Origin of the sequence: Burkholderia sp. AU19243 (assembly GCF_018148075.1) — a bacterium.
Classification (GTDB): Bacteria; Pseudomonadota; Gammaproteobacteria; order Burkholderiales; family Burkholderiaceae; genus Burkholderia; species Burkholderia latens_A.
Genome location: NZ_JAGSTV010000006.1, coordinates 1 through 25,346 on the forward strand (window position 1 = coordinate 1; position 25,346 = coordinate 25,346).

The 25,346-nt window shown below is 66.4% G+C and carries 19 protein-coding genes and 1 rRNA gene; 9 read left to right on the plus strand and 11 right to left on the minus strand.

The window, feature by feature from the left end; all coding sequences use genetic code 11:
* Positions 1-189 precede the first annotated feature (189 nt).
* A 5S ribosomal RNA gene (rrf, locus tag KDW55_RS13210) occupies positions 190-302 on the plus strand.
* 573 nt (positions 303-875) lie between these two features.
* Complete coding sequence (locus KDW55_RS13215; RefSeq protein ID WP_212160445.1) at positions 876-2,300, plus strand: MFS transporter; 1,425 nt, start codon at positions 876-878, stop codon at positions 2,298-2,300.
* Positions 2,301-3,007: 707 nt separating this feature from the next.
* On the opposite strand, the gene KDW55_RS13220 is transcribed toward KDW55_RS13215, so the two are convergent.
* From KDW55_RS13220 to KDW55_RS13230, 3 genes are all read right to left on the minus strand, one after another.
* Positions 3,008-3,751 carry a 2OG-Fe(II) oxygenase gene (locus tag KDW55_RS13220; protein ID WP_349252600.1) on the minus strand — a complete coding sequence of 248 codons (744 nt, stop codon included), beginning with the start codon at positions 3,749-3,751 and terminating at the stop codon, positions 3,008-3,010.
* Positions 3,752-4,087: 336 nt separating this feature from the next.
* On the minus strand, positions 4,088-5,680 hold the full coding sequence (locus KDW55_RS13225) for an inorganic phosphate transporter (RefSeq protein WP_040138717.1): 1,593 nt from the start codon (positions 5,678-5,680) through the stop codon (positions 4,088-4,090).
* A gap of 211 nt (positions 5,681-5,891) precedes the next feature.
* Complete coding sequence (locus KDW55_RS13230; protein WP_059548544.1) at positions 5,892-6,800, minus strand: LysR family transcriptional regulator; 909 nt, start codon at positions 6,798-6,800, stop codon at positions 5,892-5,894.
* A 134-nt stretch (positions 6,801-6,934) separates the two neighbouring features.
* Between KDW55_RS13230 and metE the strand changes: the two genes are divergently transcribed.
* Entirely contained in the window at positions 6,935-9,229 is a 2,295-nt protein-coding gene (gene metE, locus KDW55_RS13235; protein ID WP_069243346.1) for a 5-methyltetrahydropteroyltriglutamate--homocysteine S-methyltransferase, read from the plus strand.
* Positions 9,230-9,409: 180 nt separating this feature from the next.
* Here the strand turns inward: metE and KDW55_RS13240 are convergent, their stop codons facing one another.
* A complete protein-coding gene (locus KDW55_RS13240; protein WP_069243345.1) occupies positions 9,410-10,735 on the minus strand; it encodes an MFS transporter in 1,326 nt (441 codons plus the stop codon).
* Positions 10,736-10,787: 52 nt separating this feature from the next.
* Positions 10,788-11,744 (minus strand): agmatinase, encoded by a 957-nt coding sequence (speB, locus tag KDW55_RS13245; protein ID WP_059548546.1) that lies wholly within the window; start codon positions 11,742-11,744, stop codon positions 10,788-10,790.
* Between the two features lie 138 nt (positions 11,745-11,882).
* On the opposite strand from speB, the gene KDW55_RS13250 reads away from it, so the two are divergent.
* Positions 11,883-12,794, plus strand: a complete 912-nt coding sequence (locus KDW55_RS13250) for a LysR family transcriptional regulator (RefSeq protein ID WP_040138712.1) — start codon at positions 11,883-11,885, stop codon at positions 12,792-12,794.
* 93 nt (positions 12,795-12,887) lie between these two features.
* Here the strand turns inward: KDW55_RS13250 and KDW55_RS13255 are convergent, their stop codons facing one another.
* Positions 12,888-13,352 carry an Lrp/AsnC family transcriptional regulator gene (locus KDW55_RS13255; RefSeq protein ID WP_040138711.1) on the minus strand — a complete coding sequence of 155 codons (465 nt, stop codon included), beginning with the start codon at positions 13,350-13,352 and terminating at the stop codon, positions 12,888-12,890.
* A 134-nt stretch (positions 13,353-13,486) separates the two neighbouring features.
* Between KDW55_RS13255 and KDW55_RS13260 the strand changes: the two genes are divergently transcribed.
* The 3 genes from KDW55_RS13260 to KDW55_RS13270 all read left to right on the plus strand — a co-directional run bounded on the left by KDW55_RS13260 (position 13,487) and on the right by KDW55_RS13270 (position 17,750).
* Entirely contained in the window at positions 13,487-14,110 is a 624-nt protein-coding gene (locus tag KDW55_RS13260; RefSeq protein ID WP_059548550.1) for a LysE family translocator, read from the plus strand.
* A 300-nt stretch (positions 14,111-14,410) separates the two neighbouring features.
* Positions 14,411-16,000 (plus strand): S53 family peptidase, encoded by a 1,590-nt coding sequence (locus KDW55_RS13265; protein WP_212160439.1) that lies wholly within the window; start codon positions 14,411-14,413, stop codon positions 15,998-16,000.
* A 73-nt stretch (positions 16,001-16,073) separates the two neighbouring features.
* Entirely contained in the window at positions 16,074-17,750 is a 1,677-nt protein-coding gene (locus KDW55_RS13270) for a peptidase S1 (protein ID WP_040138708.1), read from the plus strand.
* Between the two features lie 93 nt (positions 17,751-17,843).
* Here KDW55_RS13270 and nadE read toward each other — a convergent pair whose 3' ends face one another.
* From nadE to KDW55_RS13285, 3 genes are all read right to left on the minus strand, one after another.
* Positions 17,844-18,692, minus strand: a complete 849-nt coding sequence (nadE, locus tag KDW55_RS13275; protein WP_040138707.1) for an ammonia-dependent NAD(+) synthetase — start codon at positions 18,690-18,692, stop codon at positions 17,844-17,846.
* Positions 18,693-18,855: 163 nt separating this feature from the next.
* A complete protein-coding gene (locus KDW55_RS13280; protein ID WP_040138706.1) occupies positions 18,856-19,725 on the minus strand; it encodes a DMT family transporter in 870 nt (289 codons plus the stop codon).
* A gap of 245 nt (positions 19,726-19,970) precedes the next feature.
* A complete protein-coding gene (locus KDW55_RS13285) occupies positions 19,971-20,156 on the minus strand; it encodes a hypothetical protein (protein ID WP_040140824.1) in 186 nt (61 codons plus the stop codon).
* Between the two features lie 199 nt (positions 20,157-20,355).
* Here KDW55_RS13285 and KDW55_RS13290 point away from each other — a divergent pair, with 199 nt between their 5' ends.
* Both KDW55_RS13290 and KDW55_RS13295 read left to right on the plus strand, forming a co-directional pair.
* On the plus strand, positions 20,356-21,114 hold the full coding sequence (locus KDW55_RS13290) for a DeoR/GlpR family DNA-binding transcription regulator (RefSeq protein ID WP_209825361.1): 759 nt from the start codon (positions 20,356-20,358) through the stop codon (positions 21,112-21,114).
* A gap of 103 nt (positions 21,115-21,217) precedes the next feature.
* The gene (locus tag KDW55_RS13295) at positions 21,218-23,044 is read left to right on the plus strand and encodes a phospholipase D-like domain-containing protein (protein WP_212160438.1); all 1,827 of its coding nucleotides are present in this window, start codon (positions 21,218-21,220) and stop codon (positions 23,042-23,044) included.
* 123 nt (positions 23,045-23,167) lie between these two features.
* Here KDW55_RS13295 and KDW55_RS13300 read toward each other — a convergent pair whose 3' ends face one another.
* Complete coding sequence (locus tag KDW55_RS13300; RefSeq protein WP_040138704.1) at positions 23,168-23,842, minus strand: TetR family transcriptional regulator; 675 nt, start codon at positions 23,840-23,842, stop codon at positions 23,168-23,170.
* A 118-nt stretch (positions 23,843-23,960) separates the two neighbouring features.
* A complete protein-coding gene (locus tag KDW55_RS13305; RefSeq protein WP_040138703.1) occupies positions 23,961-25,229 on the minus strand; it encodes an FAD-binding oxidoreductase in 1,269 nt (422 codons plus the stop codon).
* Between the last annotated feature and the right edge of the window lie 117 nt (positions 25,230-25,346).

Below are 25,346 nucleotides of genomic sequence, written 5' to 3' on the forward strand. Positions count from 1 at the left end.
GTGTAAGCGCAGTAATGCGTTCAGCTAACCGATACTAATTGCCCGTAAGGCTTGATCCTATAACAAGTCTGTTTCGCGCTACAGAGCGCGTCGGACGGTTGGATTCTCGTGTGTGATACACACAACCCAAAATTACTGCTTCTTCCCAGATTGGTTCTGTTGGCCACGCCAGCAGGACAACCCTCTTTGCCTGATGACCATAGCGAGTCGGTCCCACCCCTTCCCATCCCGAACAGGACCGTGAAACGACTCTACGCCGATGATAGTGCGGATTCCCGTGTGAAAGTAGGTAATCGTCAGGCTCCCCTCAAGCCAGAAACCCCCGCCCGAACAGGCGGGGGTTTTTGCATTTGCGGCGGCGGAAATGGCAGCGTGAGAGGCGCTGGCAGCCCGCGGGCGCCTGCGGGCCGCGCCACCGCAAGATCCATCATCAGTGCGGATCGCTTTACCGTCCCGACGGCAGGTCGGTCGATCCGGCTTTCACCAATGCTTCGCCAATTCCGATTGCCGTGGCACACGTCCCCTGCGACATCCCGAAACTGACCGCACATTGGGCAATGTGTCGCGGACTACATCCTTTCATGGTGTTGTGAACGAAAACGATGGCGGGCGTAAATGCGCTGTTTGAACGGAACTCCACGTTTCATCGTCCAAACCGTCGGCAAATAACACCGATTCGGAAGGGGTTTGCGCTACGGGCTGCCGCCGCCGGAGATCGTCATAAAAATCCACGCGCACAAAATCCGTTCACGGCATGCGGGCGAAAGCGGAACGTCAACCCTTCAAGGTAATATCGCTCTTTCATTCCGATCTTCGCCGTTCGTCTGTATCTGCTGGCGGTCGGCGCATCTTGCATCCTGTCTCCCGCACCGTTCATGACCGACAGCTCTGCCCAACGTGGTCGGACGACCGACTTCCTGCCGTATCTCGTTGCCGCCACGTTCTTCATGGAATATCTCGACACGACCGTGATCGCGACCGCGCTGCCGCAAATGGCGCGCTCGTTCGGCGTCGGACCGAACGCGCTCAGTCTCGGGATGACGGCCTACATGCTCGCGCTCGCGGTCTTCATCCCGATCAGTGGCTGGGTCGCAGATCGCTATGGGTCGAGGACGGTCTTCGCGACCGCCATCGTGGTCTTCACCGGCGCGTCGGTGTTGTGCGGCCTCTCCGAAGGCGTGATGACGTTCACGGCCGCACGCCTGCTCCAAGGCGTCGGCGGGGCGATGATGGTGCCGGTCGGACGGATGATCGTCGTGCGCAGCACCGACAAGGCAAAGCTGATGCGCGCGATCGCGACGATCACGTGGCCGGGCATCGTCGCACCGGTCGTCGGACCGCCGGTCGGCGGTTTCATCACGACCTACGCGTCATGGCGATGGATCTTCCTGTTGAACGTCCCGTTCGGTATTGCCGCACTCGTCTGCACGTGGCTGATCGTGCGCAACACGCGGGCCGACGAGCGGCGGCCGCTCGACTGGGGCGGCTTCGTGCTGGCCGGTGGGGCGCTGACGTGTCTGCTGCTCGGTACCGAAGCGGCCGGCCAGCAGGACGTCGACTTCGCGCGCGCCGGCATGTTGGTCGGCGCCAGCATGCTGTTCGGCATCGCCGCGTGGATCCACGCGCGCCGCTGCGCGCATCCGCTACTCGACTTCACGACACTGAACGTGCCGACGTTCTCGGTGACCGTGATCACCGGCTCGCTCACGCGGATCGCGATTAACGCGGTGCCGTATCTGCTGCCGCTGCTGTTCCAAATCGGCTTCGGGCTGTCGCCGTTCCAGTCGGGGCTGCTGCTGCTCGCGAGTGCGTTGGGCAACCTCGGAATGAAAGCCGGGACGTCGTGGATCCTCGACCGCTTCGGCTTCCGCCGCGTGGCGCTCGTCGACGTGACTATCGTCGGGCTCTTTACGATCGCATGCGGCTGGTTGACTGCTTCGACGCCACTCGCGATCACGCTGTTCGTCGTTTTCGTGTACGGGCTCACGAGGTCGATGCAGTTCACGACGCTCGCGACGTTGGCGTATGCGGATATTCCCGCCCAGCAGACGAGCGCGGCCAGCACGTTATGGAGTGCCGCGCAGCAGATGACGATCGGGATGGGAATCGCATTCGGCGCGTTGTCGTTGCGGCTCGCGGCATTGGTGCGCGGCGACGTCGCCGGCATGCACTACGTCCTAGACGATTTCCGCTGGGCGTTCGTCGCGGCAGGCGCGCTTGCGCTGGTGACATTGCCCGGCTATGCGCGATTGGCCTCCGATGCGGGTGACCGCTTGCGGGCGAATATCGCACGAGGATAGGGCGATACGCGACGTGCATTGAATGCGCGACAGGTGAGTACCCGTGTCGTCTGTGGCGCGCTTGGGGCGCCGGTCTGCTTGCTCCGCTGCGGTGTGGGCCGGCGCGACGGCAATCGCGATTCCGGACGCAAACGAGCAGATTGCGCTGCGCGTTGGACAACGACGTGCGGCGCGGTCGGTGCGAATCAAGTTGAATGCCGGAGTCCTAGGGCCCGAGGCGCGTGGGCACGACTGCCCGACTGCCGACGCCGCAAACCGCAAACCGCAAACCGCAAACCGCAAACCGCAAACCGCAAACCGCAAACCGCAAACCGCAAACCGCAAACCGCAAACCGCAAACCGCGAACCGCGAACCGCGAACCGCGAACCGCGAACCGCGAACCGCGAACCGCGAACCGCGAACCGCGAACCGCGAACCGCAAACCGCAAACCGCAAACCGCAAACCGCAAACCGCAAACCGCAAGCCGCAAGCCGCAAGCCGCAAGCGGCAAGCGGCAAGCGGCAGGTGGCGGGTGGCGGGTGGCAGGCGGCAGGCGGGAAGCCACAGGGCCAAAGGGCCAAAGAGCCAAAGAGCCAAAGAGCCAAAGAGCCAAAGAGCCGAAAGCCGAAAGCCGAAAGCCGAAAGCCGAAAGCCGAAAGCCGAAAGCCGAAAGCCGAAAGCCGAAAGCCGAAAGCCGAGCCGGCACCGCGCTCGCCTCGATTGCTGTCACTCGGCGTCGTGGAAGATGATGCCGACCGTGTGGCGGCGGCCGCTTCGAATCCTGCTCACACCATGGCGCAAGTTGACGCGATAGACACTTCGCGTTCCGTGCACGGGCCTGCCGTGCACCGCGAAGATCACTGCGTCGCCTTGCGTCAGCGGCACCACTTCCGCACGTGACTGCATCCGTGGACGCTGTTCCGTCAGCACGAACTCGCCACCCGTGAAATCGCGGCCGGGCGCCGACAGCAGGATCGCAACCTGGAGCGGGAACACGTGTTCCCCATAGAGGTCCTGATGAAGGCAGTTGTAGTCGTCGGCACCGTATTCCATGATCAATGGCGTGGGTCGCGTCTGTCCCGCTGCATGGCACCGGTCGAGGAACGACCAATGATCTTTCGGATAGCGGACGTCGGCTCCAAGCGCCTCGTTCCAGCGATTCGCGATCGGTGCGAGACGCGGATAGATCGTCGCGCGGAGTTCAGCGATGATCGCCGGCAGCGGATACGCGAAATACTTGTACTCGCCGCGTCCGAAGCCGTGCCGGGCCATGACCACGCGTGAACGGTACAGCGTATCCCGAGCATAGAGCGACGCGAGAGACTCGCACTCGCTTGCGGACAGCAGGCCCGGTACGCGCGCGCAGCCGTATCGGTCGAGCTCGCCCTCGACGGACGGCCAATCGATCGCATCGACCCTTCGCGCGACGTCCATCGATGCGGCGGCAGGTTGCAGGTCGGCAATTTTCACAGGTGTACCTCGGTTCGTCGGCGATAGGGCATCGTGAGGCCGCATGCAGCGGTACGGACGCGTTCCGCCCGCCATTCACGCAGCGATGAGCGTCGATGGATCCAGTCTAGTCCTGTGCGTCTGCCGGCGCGCTCCAGATCTTGCGCTTCAATTCGGAGATGAAATGGCGGGAGAGCTTGCGGCTCGGTGCGAATATGCAGAACGCGGTAAGACCGCGAAACGCGCGGGACCAGGAGCGAAGAAGCGGAGAAGCGGAGAAGCGGAGAAGCGGAGAAACAACACCCGTCCCATCGACCGCGGACGACCGGATTCACCGGCCGCCCGCCGTCCGCCGGATCAAGCCACCGACCGGAACAACCAGTAAAGCCCTGCCGCCAGCGCGATCGACGCCGGCAGTGTCAGCACCCAAGCCAGCACGAGGCTGCGCACCGTGCTCCATTGCAGCCCGGACCCGTTCGCCGCCATCGTGCCTGCGACGCCCGACGACAGCACATGCGTCGTCGACACCGGCAACCCGTACGCATCTGCCGCGCCGATCGTGAGCATCGCGACGAGTTCGGCAGATGCGCCCTGGCCGTACGTCAGATGCTGCTTGCCGATTTTCTCGCCGACGGTCACGACGATCCGCTTCCACCCGACCATCGTACCGAGACCGAGCGCGATCGCGACAGCGACCTTCACCCAGGTCGGGATGAACTTCGTCGCGTGATCGAGCTGCTTGCGATAGTTGTCGATCGCGAGCTTGTCGTCGGCGGCGAACGCGGGTTGCCCCGACTTCTCGATCAGGCGAATCGCTTCGGACACCAGATACATCGTGTTGCGCACGTTGTCGACGTCGCCCTGCGGCACGGCTGCCATCGAACCCGACGAGCCGACCGCGGCCGCCAGCGACGTGGAAAGCTGTTGAACGCCCGGCAGCACTGCGGGCGTCATCTGACGGTGCTGCACGAAGTGCTCGACGTCGGCACGCGGATTCGCCGACGGTGCGACGCCATTCGAGTATTTTGCGAAGGTCGCGGCGGCCTGATTCGCGACGGCGACGAACGTCTGCGATTCGGCCGGCGTGACGGCCTTGTTCAGTGCATACGCGGTCGGCACCGTGCCGATCAGGATCAGCATGATCAGTCCCATTCCCTTCTGTCCGTCGTTCGACCCGTGCGCGAACGACACGCCGGTGCACGTGAGGATCAGCAGGCAGCGGATCCAGAACGGCGGCGGCTGATCCTTCGGCGGCTCCTGGTACAGTTCCGGAATCCGCACGGCGGCTTTCAGCAGGAGCAGCAGCAGCGACGCGCACAGGAACCCGACGATCGGCGAGAACAGCAGCGACTTGCCGACGCCGAGCGCCTGAGCCCAGTCGACGCCGCTCGTGCCCGACGGGCCGTGCATCAGCTGGTTCATCAGCCCGACACCGATGATCGAGCCGATCAACGTATGAGAACTCGACGACGGCAATCCGAAATACCAGGTTGCAAGGTTCCATACGATCGCGGCAATCAGCAGCGCGAACACCATCGCGAAACCCGATCCGCTGCCGACCTGCAGGATCAGCTCGACCGGCAGCAACTGTAGGATGCCGAACGCGACGGCACCGCTCGAAACCATCACGCCGAGGAAGTTCCACATGCCGGACCAGATTACCGCGACGTTCGGCGTCAGCGAGTGCGTATAGATCACGGTCGCGACCGCATTCGCCGTGTCGTGGAAGCCGTTGACGAACTCGAATCCGAGCGCGATCAGCAGCGCGGCGCCGAGCATCAGATACGGGAACAGCGATCCTTCGCGGACGGGCGCCAAATCGGCGATCAGATGGGTGGCGATATAGACCGCGCCGATCGCGAGTACCAGCAGGAAGGCGGCATAGCCGACCTGCCGGCTGCGTTCGGTAGAGCCGGAATTGTTTGCGGCGGACTGGGCAGACTGATTCATGACGGCATCTCGTAAGGGAATCGCGTCCGATCCTAGCTTTCGCTAGCAGTCAGTTTGATGACAGTACGGACATCGAATCGTCGTCTTACGAATGTGAAAGCCGGGAGCCGAATCGTGGCGACGCGAGATGCCGTGGCGACGCGCGCCATTCCCCACATAGTGAGCACGTGCCGCCACCGGAACCCCATCGCGGACGCAGCACGCGAGCCGCCTAGCGAAGCATGCGCGGTGCGTGCCCCGTCGATTCGCGCGCCAACGTCACGAACGCGGCCAGATAGTCGATCGACGCGTCCGCCTCGCGGATGCCGAGAAAGATCTGTTTCGCGATGCCCTTCTTGCCGAGCCTGACCGGCACCACCGGCATCCGGTCCGCGTATTCGTCGGCGAGCCAGCGCGGTAGCGCGGCCACGCCGCGTCCGCTCGCCACCATCTGCAGCATGATGTCGGTCGTCTCGATCGACTTGTGGCGCCGCGGCACGATGCCGGCCGGCGTCAGGAACTGGTTGTAGATGTCGAGCCGGTCGGTCTCGACCGGGTAGGTGATCAGAATCTCGTCGGTCAGCTGCTGGGGCGTCACGTACTCGGCGTGCGCGAACCGATGCGCGTCGGCGACGACCAGCACCTGCTCGTAATCGAACACGGGATCGAAGCGCAGCCCCGGCCGGTTCAGCGGATCTGGCGTGACGAGCACGTCGACGTCATGACCCAGGAGCGCGCCGATGCCGCCGAATTGAAAGCGCTGCTTGACGTCCACATCGACGTCGGGCCAGCGGGAGAGGTAGGGCGACACGACCTTCAGCAGCCATTGGTAGCACGGATGGCACTCCATCCCGATGCGCAGGGTGCCGCGTTCGCCCTTCGCGTACTGCTTCATCCGCTCCTCTGCCAGCTCGAATTGTGGCAGCAGCCGGTTCGCGAGCTTAAGCAGATATTGGCCGCCCTGCGTGAGCCGCAGGCCGCGGCCTTCGCGGTCCCAAATCGGTGTGCCGAGCTGCTGCTCGAGCTTGCGGACCGTATGGCTGAGCGCCGATTGGGTGAGATGCAACGCGTTGGCGGCGGCCGTCAGCGAGCCCTGACGCTCGACTTCACGGATCACGGCGAGATGGAATCGTTCCAGCATGGCATTGAGTTACCGGGAGACAGATAAACGCATGAAGAAATCTAATGGATGAATGAAATAATGCCATTTTATTTCATGGGATGAAATCCCTATGATGGCTGCCGGATCGACTATTTCTACTGGATGGCAACTTCATGGTTACGACACACAATCTCGGTTTTCCGCGGATCGGCGCGAAGCGCGAACTCAAGTTCGGTCTCGAGCGCTACTGGAAGGGCGAGTCGTCGCGCGACGCGCTGAGGGCGCTTGGCGCGGAGTTGCGCCAGCGGCACTGGGCCCAGCAACGTGATCTCGATCTCGCGCCGCTCGGCGATTTCGCGTTCTACGACCACGTGCTCGACATGAGCTTCACGCTCGGTAACCTGCCAAAGCGCGTGCAAGGCTTCCATGGTGATTCGCTCGACAACTATTTCCGCGTCGCGCGCGGCCGTTCCGCCCAATCGGACGGCGAGCATGCGGCGTGCTGCGGCGGTGTAGCCGCCGGCGAAATGACCAAGTGGTTCGACACGAACTACCACTACATCGTCCCGGAATTCCACGCGGACACGAACTTCTCGCTCGATCCGTCGCGGCTGCTGCAGCAACTCGCCGAAGCGCAGGCGCTCGGCGTGGCCGTGAAGCCGGTCATCCTCGGCCCCGTCACGTATCTGTGGCTGGGCAAGGTGAAGGACGATTCCGACCGTCTCGCGCTGCTGCCGAAACTGCTGCCGGTATACGGTGCGCTGCTCGACACGCTGACCGCGCAGGGCGTCGAATGGGTGCAGATCGACGAGCCGATCCTCGTCACAGAACTCGATGCCGAGTGGCGGCACGCGCTGCGTATCGCGTACGACACGCTGGAGACGCGTCGGATCAAAGTGCTGCTCGCCACGTATTTCGGCCAGTTGCAGGACAATCTGTCGCTGGCGGCGTCGCTGCCCGTCGACGGCCTGCATATCGACGCGGTCAACGCGCGCGACGAGGTCGATGCGCTCGTGCGCGCATTGCCTGCCGATCGCGTGCTGTCGCTGGGCGTGATCAACGGGCGCAACATCTGGAAGACGGATCTGAACGCAGCGCTCGACTGGCTCGAACCGCTCGCAAAGCAACTGGGCGAGCGGCTGTGGCTCGCCCCGTCGTGCTCGCTGCTGCACGTGCCGGTCGATCTCGCGAGCGAGGCGCAGCTCGACGCGGAGATCCGTTCGTGGCTCGCGTTCGCGCTGCAGAAGCTCGACGAGCTGAAGGTGCTCGCGACCGCGCTGAACGCGGGCCGCGACGCGGTTGCCGACGCGCTCGCCGCGAATGCGGCCGCGATCGAGTCGCGCCGCCGCTCGCCGCGCGTGAACAATCCGGCGGTGAAGGCGGCGATCGCGCGCATCGACGCGCAGCTCGGCAGCCGTGCGAGCCCGTACCCGGAGCGGGCGCCGAAGCAGTCGGCGCGGCTGAACCTGCCGCACTTCCCGACGACGACGATCGGCTCGTTCCCGCAAACCGCCGAAATCCGCCACGCACGCAGCCAGTTCAAGGCCGGCGTGCTGAATGAAGCCGACTACCGCGCGGCGATGCGGGCCGAAATCGAACGCAGCGTGCGCGAACAGGAATCGCTCGGGCTCGACGTGCTCGTGCATGGCGAAGCGGAACGCAACGACATGGTCGAATACTTCGGCGAACAGCTCGACGGCTATGCGTTCAGCCAGTTCGGCTGGGTGCAGTCATACGGGTCGCGCTGCGTGAAGCCGCCGATCCTGTTCGGCGACATCAGCCGTCCGAACGCGATGACGGTCGAATGGATCACTTACGCGCAGTCGCTGACGAGCAAACCGATGAAGGGCATGCTGACCGGGCCGGTGACGATCCTGAACTGGTCGTTCGTGCGCGACGATCAGCCGCGCTCGGTATCGTGCTACCAGCTCGCACTCGCGATTCGCGAGGAAGTGCTCGATCTCGAGAAGGCCGGCGTGCGGGTGATTCAGATCGACGAGGCCGCGCTGCGCGAAGGGCTGCCGCTGCGTCGCGCGCAATGGGGCGCGTATCTGACGTGGGCGGTCGAGTCCTTCCGCATCGCCGCGAACGGCGTGCGGGACGACACGCAGATCCATACGCACATGTGCTATTCGGAGTTCAACGACATCATCGCGTCGATCGCCGACATGGACGCGGACGTGATCACGATCGAAACGTCGCGCTCGGACATGGAGCTGCTCGACGCGTTCGACAATTTCCGTTATCCGAACGAGATCGGGCCTGGCGTGTACGACATTCACTCCCCGAACATCCCGACGCAGGATCATATCGTCGGCCTGATGCAGAAGGCGGCCGAGCGGATTCCGGCGGAACGGCTGTGGGTGAATCCGGACTGCGGGCTGAAGACGCGCCAGTGGGCCGAGGTGATGCCGGCACTGACCAACATGGTCGCCGCCGCGAAGACGCTGCGCAATCAGATGCGATAACGCGGACGAAGCGCGCAGCCCGCCGCTGTCGATGACGGGAGCGCCAAGTCGCGGCGCTGCATGCGCGAGCCGCTTGTCGAGATGTTGCTTCGCGGATACGGTCGAGCTTGAGCGCTGTGCCGCAGGCACAATGCAAACGGGCAGGCGATGTCGCCTGCCCGTTGCGTGAGTTGCGTGGAATTACGCGGTGCGCGCGCCGCGCGGCAGTGCGTCGTCCTGCTGGCCGGGTGCGCCGGCATCGTCGATGCTGACGCGCCGCGAAATCAGCCACACGCACAGCGACGACAGCAGGGCGGCGCTCGTGTACTGGATCGCGAGCGGCCACCATTGCGGCGCCACGTTCTGTGCGATCAGCGTGGCGACGAGCGGCGTGAGGCCGCCGGCGAGCGCGCCGCACACCTGGTACGCGATCGAGATCGCGGTGTAGCGGATGCGCGCGATGAAGATGCCGCTGACGAAGCCCGCGACCACCGAGTAGTAGCCCGATTCGGCGAGCGTCGCGAGGCCGACGCCGACGGTGATCGACACCGGCGTGCCCATGTGCACGAGCGGCAGCATCACGAACGGTACGATCGCGGCCCATGCGCCGGTGATCAGCAGCACGCGCGTCGTGCCGAAGCGCTGTGCGAGGAACGCTGCGGCGAGCTGCACGACGAACTGCAACACGGCCACGATCGTCATGCAGTGCAGCACCATCGAGCGGTCGAGCGACAGGAACTGCGTTGCATAGCTGATCATGAAAATGTTGCTGAAGTACACGCCGGCGATCCCGTACACGTTCGCGCCGATCGCGAGCAGAAGCAGCGGCCAGTACTGGAGCGCCTCGCGCACGGGGTTTTGCGCGGTGTTGCCGCTCTTCTTCACTTCCTCGAACTCGGGCGATTCGGACACGCTCGCACGGATCACGAAGCCGACCGCCAGCAGCACCGCGCTCGCGAGGAACGGCACGCGCCAGCCCCAGCTCATCATGTCCTCCTTCGGCAGCGTGCTGATCGCGCCGAACGCGAGCATCGACAGGATCAGGCCGCTCGCGCTGCCGAGCTGCGCGAACGACGCGAAGAACGTGCGCTTGCCTGCGGGTGCATGCTCGCCCGCAAGCAGCACCGCGCCGCCCCACTCGCCGCCGACCGCGACGCCCTGCAGCACGCGCATCAGCACGAGCAGGATCGGCGCGATCACGCCGGCCTGCGCGTGGGTCGGCAGCAGTCCGATCGCGACGGTCGACACGGCCATCAGCATGAGCGTCGCAAGCAGCGAACGCTTGCGGCCGAAGCGGTCGCCGAGATAGCCGAACATCACGCCGCCGAGCGGCCGCGCGAAGAAGCCGACCGCGAACGAGCCGAACGACGCGAGCAGGCTGATGAAGCGGTTTTCGCCGGGGAAGAACAGCGGGCCGAACACGATGGCCGCGGCGGTCGCGTAGCTATAGAAGTCGTACCACTCGATCGTGGTGCCGACGAACGATGCGAGCGCCGCCCGCTTCGGTTGTTTGACGGAAGTCCCCATCTGCTGTGTGCTCCTCTGGAATCCTCTGATTGGAATAGTCGGGTGGCGGCGCTCAGTCGCGGTACGCGACGCCCGGCAGCACGCACAGCAGCTCGTACGCGAGGTTCGCGCCGAGCAGCGCCGTGGTGCCGAACGGGTCGTACGGTGGCGCGACTTCGACGAGATCGCAGCCGACGATGTTCAACCCCTTCGCGCCCCGGATGATCTCGAGCGCCTGCGGCACCGTGAGCCCGGCGATCTCCGGCGTGCCGGTGCCCGGTGCGTACGCCGGGTCGATGCCGTCGATGTCGAAGCTGATGTAGACGGGCGTGTCGCCGATGCGCGCGCGCACTTCCTCCATCAGCGGCGCGAGCGACTTGTTCCAGCATTCCTCGGCCTGGACCACGCGGAAGCCCTGCTCGCGGCACCAGTCGAAATCTTCCGCGGCGTAGCCGGTGCCGCGCAGGCCGATCTGCGTGACCTTGTCGCCGTGCAGCAGCCCTTCTTCGACCGCGCGGCGGAACGGCGTGCCGTGCGCAATCTTTTCGCCCATCATCGTATCGTTGACGTCGGCGTGTGCATCGACGTGGATCAATGCAACCTTGCCATGCTTGCGATGAATCGCGCGCAGGATCGGGAGCGCGATCGTGTGGTCGCCGCCGAGCGTGACCGGCTTGCAGTTGTGCTCGAGGATCGCGTCGTACGCGGCTTCGATGCGCGCGATCGAATCGTGCAGGTTGTACGGATTGATCGCGACGTCGCCGATGTCGGCGACTTGCAGCGAATCGAACGGCGCGGCGCGCGTGGCCATGTTGTACGGGCGCAGCAGCACGGATTCGGTGCGGATTTGGCGCGGACCGAAGCGCGCACCGGTGCGGTTGGAGGTGCCGAGATCGAACGGCACGCCGACGAAGCACGCGTCGAGCCCGGCGGCGCTCGGCACGTGCGGCAGGCGCATCATCGTCGCGATGCCGCCGCTGCGCGGCATTTCATTGCCGCCGAGCGGCTGGAAATGGGTGTGGTCGTTCATGGGATGCCTCTTCCGATGTGGGGTTGCCGTATCATTCGACGCGGTCTGGCGCATAGTTTTACGCGTCCGGCCGGAAAGAAGAATGCGAAGATATCGACGTAAACATCGATTTTCATCGATGTATGGAAGGGGAATAGCGTGCTCGGGAATTTGTCGACCCTTGATCTGCGGTTGATCCGCGTGTTTCTCGCGGTCACGGACGCGGGCGGCGTGTCGGCCGCGCAGGCGATGCTGAACGTCGGCCAGTCGACGATCAGCGCGCAGCTGTCGTCGCTCGAGACGCGGCTCGGCTACCGGCTTTGCGAGCGCGGCCGCAGCGGTTTCCGGCTTACGCCGAAAGGCGAGCGGTTCCACGCGATGAGCCGCAAGCTGCTCGCCGCGCTCGACGAATTCGGGATGGCCGCGCGGCACATGGACCGCCAGCTGGTCGGCACGCTGAACATCGGCCTGATCGGTCATACGCCCGTCAGCCAGAACGCCCGGATCGCCGAGGCGATCGCGGCGTTCCGTACGCGCGACGAAGCCGTGCGCTTCTCGATCTCGGTGCGCGCGCCCGGCGATCTCGAGGAAAAGCTGCTGAGCAACGAGATTCAGATCGCGGTCGGCTACTTCTGGCACCGCGTGCCGACGCTGCACTACACGCCGCTGTTCATCGAGCAGCAGGTCGCGTACTGCGGGCGCGGCCATCCGCTGTTCGAGCGCGCCGGCGGGTTGACGCCGGCCGACGTCGCCGGATTCGAATGGGCGTGGCGGTCGTACCCGCTGCCGGAGGCGCAGATGTCGACGACGCCCGATCGTGTGACCGCGACCGCCGACAACATGGAAGCGGTTGCGCTGCTGATCCTGTCCGGCCATCACCTCGGTTATCTGCCACAGCACTTCGCGGCGCCTTACGTCGCGCAGGGGCTGCTTGCACCGCTCAATCCCGAGCGGCTGCACTACGAAGTCACGTTCCACATGGTCGTCGCGCGCGACGGGCGCGGGGATCCGGTCGTCGAGGCGTTTCTCGAGGATCTCGAGCGCGCGCATCAGTCGCCTGACGTGGTCTGAGCCACGCGAAGTCGTGAGGGGCCGGGCGGACGACGCAACGCCGGTCACGCGGCAACGCGAAAGAGCGCCGCGCGCCAGCCGGCACGGCCCGCATCACGGCACCGGCAAGCCCGCGTCATGCTTCACTTCCCGCAGCGACAGCGCCGATTCGATCGACGTGACGCCCGGCAACATCCGCAGCGACTCGCGCAGGAACGTGCCGTAATCGTCGAGATCGCGCGCGACCACCTGCAGCAGATAGTCGGCCGTGCCCGCGACGTTGTGGCACGCGAGAATCCGCTCGATGCCGAGCACTTCCCGCTCGAACCGGTCGGCGACCTTGCGGTCGTGGGTCGCGAACCGCACCAGCACGAATGCGACGACGCCGAACCCGAGCGCCTGCCGCGACAGTTGTGCGCGGTAGCGCTCGATATAGCCGTCGTTTTCGAGACGCTTGAGGCGCCGCGCACACGGCGTTTCGGACAGGCCGACCGACTCGGCGAGGCGCGCAATCGGCAGGCGGCCGTCGCGCTGCACAGCAGCGAGAATCGCGCGATCGGTTTTGTCTAGCTCGATCATTTTGGAGGATTCCTTGTTCCAGTGAACGTATTGTGGCGGATTCCGCTACAAGCGGGCAATCCGGAGCGAAAGATGGCCAATAATCCCTCCGCCTTCAGCGGCAACATATCGCCATTGAAGGACGGGGGCAGACCATGATTTCCACGCATTTGCTGTTGATTTATCTCGCCGCGCTCGCGGCCATTTACGCGGTGCCGGGCCCCGACATGGCGCTTGTGCTGCAGACCAGCATCGGCCGCGGCGTGCGGCCCGGGATCGCGGCGGCGGCAGGCCTGTCGCTGTCGCGCACGGTGCACGTGACGCTGTCCGCTTGCGGCGTTGCGGCATTGATCCGCAGCGCGCCGTGGCTGTACGAGGCGATCCGCTACGGCGGCGCGCTGTATCTCGCTTACGTTGCGATCCAGGTATTCCGCTCGCCCGTGTTCGCGCTCGCAGACGGCGACGCGGCTGCTGCGGCGGAACTGCGGCAGTCGTTCTTCAAGGGGTTGCTGACGAACCTGCTGAACCCGAAGGCGCTGCTGTTCTGCTCGGTGTTGCTGCCGCAATTCGTGCGGCCCGAGGCCGGGCCGGTCGTATGGCAGATGTTCGAGCTCGGTGCGATGCTGATCGCGGCCGGCGTGTGTTTCGACATTGCATGCGTATTCGGCGCGTCGCGCATCGCGGCATGGATGCGCGCGCATCCGCTCGCGCAGACGGTGCAGCGCTGGACGTTCTCGGCGGCGCTGATCGGCTTCGCGCTGCGCCTGTCGATGGACTGAGCCGCTGCGTCGTCGCATCGCTACCGTGCGTTCCGCGGCCGGCTGCCCCACGCGGTGCGCCGCCAAGCTTTGCGCTTGCGCAATGCCGGTATGTGCGCACTTCGCGGTACCGCCCTGCACGGGCGCAAATCGTCTGACTGTTCTAAACTTCCTTTAACTTCGCGCCGTCGCAACGCGCCGTCGCAACGCGCCGTCGCAACGCGCCGTCGCGAACCGACTGACCGAACGGAACCGTCTTCCACCGCCCCTGTCCGATTTCCTGGCTGTTCCGTGCAACGCGGTACCAAGGAGGGTCTGAACATGGCAAGGCATCTTCAAGCCGACCGTGAACCCCGAATCGTCGCCGAGTCCAAGTGTCTCGGTCAGTGCGATCCGGCAGAACGCATCCACGTCACGATCATGTTGCGGCGGCAGGAAGAAGGGCAACTCGATGCATTGGTCCACCAGCTCGCGAGCGGCGATGCGAATGCGAAGCCGCTGTCGCGAGACGCATTCGCGCAGCGTTTCTCCGCCAATCCCGACGACATTCGCAAGACCGAGGACTTCGCGCGCCGGCACCGGCTGACCGTCGATCGCGTCGACCCGGTCGAGAGCGTCGTCGTGCTGTCGGGCACGATCGCGCAGTTCGAGGCCGCGTTCAGCGTGAAGCTCGAGCGTTTCGAGCATCGCGCGATCGGTCAGTATCGCGGCCGTTCGGGCCCGATCGCGCTGCCGGACGAACTCGGCGATGCGGTTACGGCCGTGCTCGGTCTCGACAGCCGGCCTCAGGCAAGGCCGCACTTCCGCCTGCGTCCGCCGTTCAAACCTGCGCGCGGTGCGTCCGCCGTCACGTTCACGCCGCCGCAGCTTGCATCGCTGTACGGGTTTCCTGCTGGCGACGGCGCCGGGCAATGCATCGCGATCGTCGAGCTTGGCGGCGGCTATCGCGCGGCCGATATCGACCAGTATTTCCGCGGGCTCGGCATCGCCAGCCCGCCGACGCTCGTCGACGTGAACGTCGGCACCGGCCGCAATGCACCGACCGGCGAACCGAACGGCCCGGACGGCGAAGTCGCGCTCGACATCGAGATCGCCGGCGCGATCGCGCCGGCCGCGAAGATCGCGGTGTACTTCGCTCCAAACAGCGACGCGGGCTTCATCCAGGCCGTCAACGCCGCCGTCACCGACAAGACCAACCGGCCTTCCGTGATCTCCATCAGCTGGGGCGGCCCGGAAGCGATCTGGCAGGCACAGTCGGCCCACGCATTCAATCGCGTGCTGCAGGCGGCCGCCGCGCAGGGCATCACGGTGTGTGCGGCGTCGGGCGACAGCGGCTCGGGCGACGGGCTGCAGGACGGCGCGGATCACGTCGATTTTCCTGCGTCGAGCCCGTACGTGCTCGGCTGCGGCGGCACGCAGCTCGACGCGCTGCCGGGGCAGGGCATCCGCAGCGAAGTCACGTGGAACGACGAGGCGGGCGGCGGCGGCGCGGGCGGCGGCGGCGTCAGTTCGCTGTTCGACGTACCGGCGTGGCAGCAAGGGCTGAAGGTCACGCTCGCCGACGGTACCACCACGCCGCTCGCGAAGCGTGGCGTGCCCGACGTTGCCGGCGATGCATCGCCGCAAACGGGCTATGAGGTGTCGGTCGCCGGCACGCCGACGGTGATGGGCGGTACGAGCGCGGTTGCACCGTTGTGGGCCGCGCTGATCGCGCGAATCAATGCATCGGCAGGTGTATCGGCGGGCTGGATCAACCCGGTGCTGTACAAGAATCCCGGCGCGCTGCGCGACATCACGAAAGGCTCGAACGGCACCTATGCGGCCGCGGCCGGCTGGGACGCGTGCACGGGCCTCGGCAGCCCCGACGGCGCGAAACTCGCGGCGCTCTTCGCGCGCAAGCCGTCGAGCTGACGCGCCGGTATTCACCTTCACTTTCGACGCGGGTGTCCTGCCCGCGTCTTTTTTCACATCCAGGAGCAGCACGATGGGCATCGATTCCGCATCTTCCGGCGGCGTGTATCCGCTGCATCACGGCGACCACAATTCGCATGGCGTGCCGCCGACCATCAATCCGGTCGCGCTGAGCCACGGCCGCGACGTGCCGTTCTTCGATCCGGTCGCGTACGGCAACGGCCCCGACGACTCGGTCACCGATACGACGGAGGCGGCTGCGATCACGCACCACACGATCCTGATCGACGGCAAGCGCATCGCGTACACGGCGACGGTCGGCCATCTCGTGACGGTCGATCCGAGCAGTTCGCAACCGTCCGCGAAGATCTTCTACGTCGCGTTTACGGCCGACGGCGCGCGGGAGGAAACGCGGCCCGTCACGTTCTTCTACAACGGCGGGCCCGGATCGTCGTCGGTGTTCGTGCTGCTCGGCTCATTCGCGCCGAAGCGCATCAAGACGTCGATGCCGGGATTCACGCCGCCCGCGCCGTACCAGATTGAAGACAACCCGGACAGCATGATCGATCACAGCGACCTGGTGTTCATCAATCCGGTCGGCACCGGCTATTCCGCGGCCGTCGCGCCGAACAAGAACCGCGATTTCTGGGGCGTCGACCAGGATGCGAATTCGCTGAAGCAGTTCATCAAGCGCTACCTGACGAAGAACAACCGCTGGAATTCGCCGAAATACCTGTTCGGCGAATCGTACGGCACCGCGCGCAGCTGCGTGCTCGCGTACAAGCTGCACGAAGACGGCGTCGACCTGAACGGCGTCACGCTGCAGTCGTCGATCCTCGACTACCGGCAGGCCGGCAATCCGGTCGGCGCGCTGCCGACGGCGGCAGCCGACGCGTGGTATCACAAGAAGCTCGGCATCAAGCCGGCGCCGGCCAATCTCGGCGCGTTCGTCGAGGAAGTCGCGCAGTTCGCGCGCACCGACTACCTGAGCGCGTTGCGCAACGTCCCGCATGCGGACCCGGCCGTCGTGCAGAAGCTGTCCGACTATACGGGCATCGATACGGCGACGCTGCAGACGTGGGGGCTCGACATCGCAGGCTACGACGCGCGCGGCAATTCGCTGTTCCTGACGACGCTGCTGCATGCGCAGGGGCTCGCGCTCGGCTCGTACGACGGCCGCGTGACCGGGATTTCGTCCGGCATCGCCGGCAAGATCGATCCGAATTCCGGCGGCAACGACCCAACGATGACCGCGGTGACGGGCGTCTATACGGCAATGTGGAACAGCTATCTGAACGAGCAGCTGAAGTTCACGTCGAACTCCGCGTTCACGGACCTGAACGACCAGGCGTTCCAGAATTGGGACTTCAGCCACATCGATCCGACCGGCGAGCAGCAGGGCATCGATGCGAAGGGGAACGTAATCCTCTATACCGCTGGCGATCTCGCCGCGGTGATGGCGCTGAACGTCGATCTGAAGGTGTTGTCGGCGAACGGGCTGTACGATTTCGTCACGCCGTTCTACCAGACCGTGATCGACTTGCAGCAGATGCCGCTCGAGGACCGGAAGGTGCGGCAGAACCTGTCCGCGCGCTTCTATCCGTCGGGGCACATGGTGTATCTGGACGGGGGGTCGCGCACCGCGCTCAAGCGCGATCTTGCGGCGATGTACGACGCGACGGTCAGCGACACGGGCGCGCGGATGCGGATCCGCGCGCTGCAGGCGAAGAAAACGGGCGGGCACGCGTAGCGCCGCCCGTCGGGCACGCGCCGCGCGCAACCGTTCCGGCTCGCGCGGCGCCGCCGGTGCCGTCGGCGCGATTCTCGCGCTGCGGCGGCCGGGTTACGCGGCCGGCCAGTCGAACGGCGTGTACGGCAGCGCGCGCTTGTGGCGCGAGCCGTCGTAGAAGCGCAGCACCGTTTCGTACACGTTGTCGGCGACCGTCTTGCCTTCGAGGAAATCGTCGATCTCGTCGTAGGTGACGCCGTACGCGTGCTCGTCGGGGCGCAGCGGACGCAACTCCTCGAGGTCGGCCGTCGGCACCTTCATCACGATCAGTTCGTCGCCGCCGAGCGCGCGGGCGATCGCACGCACGCGGCGCTTGCTCAAGCCGGCGAGCGGCAGCACGTCGGCGCCGCCGTCGCCGAACTTGGTGAAAAAGCCCATCAGCGATTCGGCTGCGTGATCGGTGCCGATCACGATGCCGCGCCGTGCACCGGCTACCGCGTACTGCGCGATCATGCGCTCGCGCGCCTTGATGTTGCCGTGCACGAAGTCCTGTTGCGCCGGGTTCTCGAATGCGTGACCGGACGCGATCAGCGACGCGAGCATCGCGTCGGCGGCGGGCTTCACGTCGACCGTGAACGTCTCGTCGGCGCGCACGAACGCGAGCGCACGCTGCGCGTCGGCTTCATCGTTCTGCACGCCGTTCGGCAAACGCATTGCAATGAAGCGTGCGTCATAGCCCTCGGCACGCAGTTGCTCGACCGCGAGTTGCGCGAGCCGGCCGGCCGTCGACGAATCGACGCCGCCGCTGATGCCGAGCACGTAGGTCCGCAGGCCGGTCGAACGAAGATACTGCGCGAGGAAATCGACGCGGCGCTTGATTTCGGCGTCGACGTCGAATTGCGGGGCGACGTGCAGTTCGGCAATGATCGCGCGTTGGCGGCTGGCGTAATCGGCGGATGTCATGGGGGTGGTTCCGGAACGAAATGCGAGGCGCCCATCATAAGCGCAATCGCGGCCGGGCACCGCGCCCCGCATGCGATCCGGCGGCCGCGCGTTGCATCGGCGACACGCAGTGCATCGTCATGGTGCAACGGCGGCGGCGCGATCGCGGTCGCGGGCGGCGAACTCACCGCCGTGCGAGCACGACCCCTGCCAGCGCGAGCGCGAAGCCGGCCAGTTGGATGGTCGCGAGCGTCTCGCCGAACAGCCAGTAACCCTGCAGCGCGGCGAGCGGCGGCGCGAGAAACAGCAACGACGTCGCGCGCGCGGCGTTGCCGCGCCGAAGCATCCACATCAGCATCGTGACCGCGCCGCCGGACAGGAACACGACGCCCCACACGAGCGAAATCCACAGTGCCGGCGCGCCGATCCAGCGCGCTTCGTGCAGCAGTGCGACGAACACGGCCGCGACGATCGCCGCGCCGAGATTCTGCACGGCGACGGCCGTGCGCAGGTCGTTCTGCGCGAGCCTGCCCTTCTGGTACAGCGAGCCTGCGGTGATCGACCCGACCGACAGCACCGATACGGTCACGACGAACCACGCAGGCGCGGCGCCCGGAGGCGGCGCGACGCCGCCCGAGACCTTCGGCGCAAGCACGAGCGCGACGCCGGCCAGCCCGAGCGCCATGCCGAGCCAGCCGCGTGCGGGCAGCCGCTCGTTGAACAGCGGAACGGCGAGCACGGCGGTCGCGAGCGGCTGCAGCGCGCCGAGCAGCGCCATCACGCCGGCGTTCAGCCCCTGCGCGACCGCCCAGTAGCTCGCGCCGAGATAAATGCCTTGCAGCAGCGCGCCGGCGATCAGATGGCGCGGCCATTCTCGGCGGGCCGGCCACGGTGCGCGCGCGGCGAGTGCCACCACGCCGAACAGCGCGGCCGTACCCGCGAAACGCGCAAGCAGGAAGAGGTTGGGATCGGCGTAGGGCTTGATGGCCCGCGCGACAATGAAGCCGGTGGACCACAGCGCGACGAAAGCCGCGGCGACGAGCGAGTTGAGCATGCAGAGCGGGCCGCGATGCGACCGGACGAATCGTGGAGTCGATCAGTATCGGGCGAAGCGGTGCCGCCGTCTTGTCGGATTCTGCACTCGCGCGCGGCGCAGGGCGGCGGTACGCATCTGCTCCACGCGCGGTGTGTGCTTTTGCTGCTATCGCAGAGGTCGAACGCGATGCGCGGCAGGTGCGCGACGTGCCGGCCGAGCGAGCCGGCTGCGGGCTCCAGCGCGGCGCGCTTGACGAACGCAGATCAGTCGAGCGAGAACGTGTCGAGCGGCTGGTTCGCGCGCGCATCGGTCGCGAAGCGTGCGGCGAGTCGCTCGTACAACCGGCGCGCCTCGTCGAGCGTCAGGTCGATCCAGTACGGATCGCCGGCGCCGTCGTTGAGCCGTTCCGGCGAAAACTGGATTTCGATCACACTGCCTTTGCGATACATTGCGCGTCCCTTGATGGTCTGTCGTTCGGCGAAACGCAAAGTGTAGCAATCGCTGCCGCACCGATTCGCGCGCATCGGGCAATACTGAATTTCGCTTTCGGAAGCGCGCGGGCCGCCGGCCGCGCCGCGTCAAATGGCGGTCAAACGGCCGTAATACAATGACCGGCTTACCCATAACAGTCACCTCGGGCGCATCGCGATGCTGGCGGAACAACGTCATCAATACATTCTGTCGGAGCTCGGCCGATCGGGCGCGCTGTCCGTGGCCGAACTCGTGCGCTCGCTCGACGTGTCGCGCGAGACCGTGCGGCGCGACCTGAACGCGCTCGCGGCGCGCGGCCTGCTCGTGATGACGCACGGCGGTGCGCTCGCGGCGGACCGGCGCGAGCCGAGCCTGTCCGAGCGTGAAGCGGCGCACGCCGACGCGAAGCGCGTAATTGGCCGGCGCGCGGCCGAATTCGTTCCCGACGACGCGTCGGTGCTGATCGACTCCGGCAGCACGCCGCATGCGGTCGCGCTCGCACTGACCGACCGGCACCGGCTGTCGGTCTACACGAACGACTGGCGCACCGCGTTCGTGCTCGCGCGGCGCAATGGCAATCGCGTGACGCTGCTCGGCGGCGAACTGTCCGACGACGAGGACGCGACGTTCGGGCTCGATACGATCCAGCAGCTCGCGCAATATCACGTCGATTTCGCGTTCGTCGGTGCGGGCGGCATTACCGGCGACGGCGACTGCACCGACTATTCGCGGCTTGCCGCCGAAGTGCGCAGCCGGATGATCGCGGCGGCCGGCACGGCGGTCATCGTCGCCGATCATTCGAAATTCGGCCGCGTCACGCCCGTGCGGATCAACGGCACGTCGGCCGCCCGCTACCTCGTCACCGAGCGCACGCCGGACAAGGCCGTGCGCCGCGCGCTGAGCGGCCGCGGCATCGAGCTGGTGGTGTGCGACTGACGCGCAGGCGACACACAAGGTTCATCGAACGGTCATCGCGCTGGAAAAACCGCTGTCGACACTGACCCATTCACGTCGATCGGCCACGCGCCAGGAGCACTGAATGACCGTCAGCGTACGCAGCTATCTTTCCCCGACCCTCGTGCTGCTTGCCTTCGACTGGGCAGCCGCGCGCTCGCGCGACGACTTCCTCGGCTTTGCGATCCGCCGCACGCCCGGTTTCTGGTCGGCGGACGGCAAGACCCGCGCGCCGAACAGCTGGCTGCCGAACCGGCTCACGTTCGACGGCCCGGCCGCCGGCACGCAGGGCGACGCGCCGACCGACCAGGCGCCGATTCAGAAATTCATGTGGTGGGACGCGCGCATCGATCCGCAGGACCGCGGTGCGTCGTTCCGCTATCACGTCTTCCCCGTCGTCGGTACGCCGGAGCGTCTGCAGCTGCTCGATGCGCAAGCCGGCGTATGCGACGTCGTGCTGCCCGCGCACGTCGTCGACGGCATCGGCACGTGGTTCAACCGCGCGGTGGTGAGCTCGCAGGCGTTCGCGAAGCAGGTCGCGGTGCTGGGTCTCGCGCCGGACGCGGCGCCGAGCGCGGACGAGGCGCTGAAGCTGCGCACGTGGCTCGCGAACGACATGGAGCAGGTGTTCTCCGAAATGCTCGATCCGGCGTCGCGCGCGGTATCGGCCGTCTATCACCTCACGGACACGCTGTGGGCGCTTCCGGCGTTCGAAGCGTTCGGGCGCACGCACGGCGCGGCGGCGCTCGCGATCGTCTACGACGCGCATACGACCGGGCGCAAGGGCAAGCCGCTGCTGCCTTCGCCGAACCAGCCGGCGGTCGACGCGCTGCAAGGCCTCGCGACGCTGGCGCCGCGCGATCGGACGCACATCATGCACGACAAGTTCATCGTGACCGACGCGCGCGCGAGCGGCGCGTCCGCGCCGACGCCCGCGCGCGTGCTGACCGGCTCCGCGAACTTCACGACCGAAGGGCTGACGGAGCAGGCCAACGTGCTGCACGCGTTCGATTCGCCGGCGCTTGCCGCGCTGTACAACGCGCGCGCCCGGGCGCTGGCCGCGAATCCGCCGATCGCGGCGACGGCGAAGTTGTCGCCGGGATGGTCCGAGCCGCTGACGATCGGCAGCGCGCAGGTGCGCGTCGCGTTTTCGCCGGAGCCGGCCGGGCAGCGCACGGAGATTGATACGATCGTCGCCGCGATCGAGGCCGCTCGGCATTCGGTGTCGTTCTGCCTGTTCATGCCGACCGATGCGGCGCTGCGCGACGCGTGCTTCGCCGCGGGCGACCGCGGGTTGATGATGTTCGGGCTGGTGAACCGCATCAACGTCGGCAGTGCGACGAAGGCCGATGCCGAGCGCCGCGACGGCGAGCCGCTCGATGCGGCGACGCTCGCGAACCTGGAGCTTTACCATCGCCGCCGCGACCGACGCGACGTGATCGATGCCGCGTATTTTTCGCCGGCGACGGTGCCGCAGGGCTTCGAGCCGGAGCTGCGCCTGTTTCCGGGCGAACCGGCGCCGGCCTATCCGCCGGTCGTGATCCATCACAAGTTCATCGTGATCGATGCGGAAGGCGCAAATCCGATCGTCTATACGGGCTCGGCGAACATGAGCCGCAACTCCGAGCAATACAACGACGAAAACCTGCTCGAGATCCGCGATGCGCGGATCGCGGCGATCTATCTCGCCGAATTCCTGCGGCTTTACGAACATTACCGTGCGCGGGCGCTGTCGATCGAAACCAGGCGGCGCGGCGGCGGTGCATCGCGGCAACTCGCGCTTGCACCGGATTCGAGCTGGGCGAAGAAGTACTACGTGGCGGGAAGCCCGGAGGAGAAGGCGCGGATCGCACTGGCGTCGAGCGTGCCGGCGGAGCCGACTGCCGAGCCGGTCCGGCGTCGCGTGGCCTGAACGAGTGCGGCACGCGCGCACCGCCCATGCCGGGTGCACGCGGTGCGCTGCCGCTGGAAACGTGTGCCGGACCGCGAGTGCGCCGCTCGCCCGCCGGCCTTTCGCTGCAGCGGTCCGGGGCGCTTACGCGCAGACGTAGCGCAGCACGGTATCGGCGATCGTCTCGCGATGCCGCGCACGCAGCCGCGGCGCCGACGGATCGCGACCGAATGCGGCGCCGAACGTGTAGCGGTTCGACACGCGATGGAAGCAGAACGAGCTGATCAGCAGGTGCAGGTCGAACGCGTCGATGTCCTTGCGGAACACGCCGCTCGCCGCGCCGCGCTCGAGGAGTTCCTCGAGCGTCTTGATGATGCTGACGTTGCGGTTCTTGAACGACTTCAGCTGTTCGAGATACTTCGCGCCGTGGATGTTCTCGATCGACACGAGGCGCACGAAGTCGCGGTGCTTGTCGTGGTAGTCGAACGTGAATTCGACGAGCCGGCGCATGCCTTCGCGCGGCTCCATGTCGCCGACGTGCAGCTCCTGCTCGAGCTCGCGGATGTCGCCGTACACCTTCTCCAGCACGGCCTCGTACAAGCCTTCCTTGCTTTCGAAGTAGTAGTAGAGCATCCGCTTCGTCGTGTTGGTGCGCTCGGCGATTGCGTCGACGCGCGCGCCGGCGAGGCCCATCGCGGAAAATTCCTGCGTGGCGACGTCGAGGATGTTGCGCTTCGTTTGCTCGGGATCGTATTTGCGCCGCGCATCGGTCGCAAGCGCGCGGCTTTCGGACGTGGCAGCCTTGCTTCCAGCTTTCATGTGACTTTGTTGTGGGTTGGCGGCGGCATGGAGAAACCATTCTAGCATGCGGGAAATCCACGCCCGGCCGACCTGCCGCTCTAATCGGCCGCGCGATTTGCGCCGTTGCCGCCGTCGTTCAGCGCCGATACGACGCGAGCGCGTCGCGGGCCTGGTACGCGGTGTAAGTGAGCTGCGCGGCGGCGAGGCCGGCAAGCCCGAACGTGCGTGTGAGCCCGAACGCGGCGAAGCCTTGCGGCACGGGTTGCTCGCCGGCCAGCGCGGCGGCGAGCGCTTCGCCGGCTACGGTGGTCGGTGCCATCCCGTGACCGCCGAACGCGATAGCATGCCATACGCCGTCGGCATCGCGGCCGATCTGCGGCATCTTGTGCCGCGCATAGCTCATCAGTCCGCCCCACGCGTAGTCGACCTTCACGCCGTCGAGCTGCGGGTACACGCGCAGCAGGTCGCGCCGCAGCAGCCGCGCGATCGCGTCGGGGCCGCGGTCGAGCACCGAGATCCGGCCGCCCCAAAGAATGCGCGTGTCCTTCAGCGGACGGTAATAGTCGAACGCGAAGCGCGTGTCGTAGATCGCATACGGCGCGTCGATCGCATCGGGCAGGCGCGTGCCGAGCGGCTCGGTCGCGATCACGTAGGTCGCGATCGGCAGCACCGCGCGCTCGATGCGCGGCGACACGCCGCGCGCATAGCCGCCGCCGGCGAACACGACGTCCTTCGCGCGTACCGTGCCGTGCGCGGTGCGCACGTCGTAGCCGGCGCCTTTGCGCGCGATGCCGAGCGCGGCCGAGCTTTCGTACACGCGGGCACCGCCGCGCGATGCGGCGGCCGCGACGCCAAGCACGTATTTGAGCGGATGAAAGTGGAAAGCGTTCGGCTCGAACAGGCCGCCGTAGTAACGCTGCGTCTTCAGCCGCGCGCGCAGCGCGTCGGTCGCGACCGGCTCCCAGTCGACGTCGAATTCCTGCTTCATCAGCGTGCGCACGCCGTCGAGTCGCGACGAATCGTCGAACCAGTTCGCGAGCATCACGCCTTCGTCGACGATGTCGCAGTCGATTCCGTAGCGGGCGATCCGCGCACGGATCAGGTCGACCGCATCGACCGTCAAGCGGTACAGCCGCCGGCCTTCGTCGCGGCCGAGCGTGCGCAGCAGGTCGGCGTTGTCGAGGCTGTAGCCGCCGAACACGAAGCCGCCGTTGCGGCCGGACGCGCCGAAGCCGACCCGCTCGCCGTCGAGCACGACGACGTCGCGCACGCCGCGCTCGACGAGGCCCAGCGCCGTGCACAGGCCGGCGAGGCCGCCGCCGACGATGCAGACCTGCGTGTCGACGGCGCCGGCTAGCTGCGGATACGGCTGACGGGTAACGGTGGCTTCGTAGAAGTTCTGCATGCGGGTTCGGTGGCTCGTAACGGCGCGAAAAACGGACGGCGCGCGTCGATCTTGCCTGAACGCGCGCGCCGCGTCGAATCGGGTTTCAGCGCAGCGGCCGCCGCGCTCGAGCGGCGG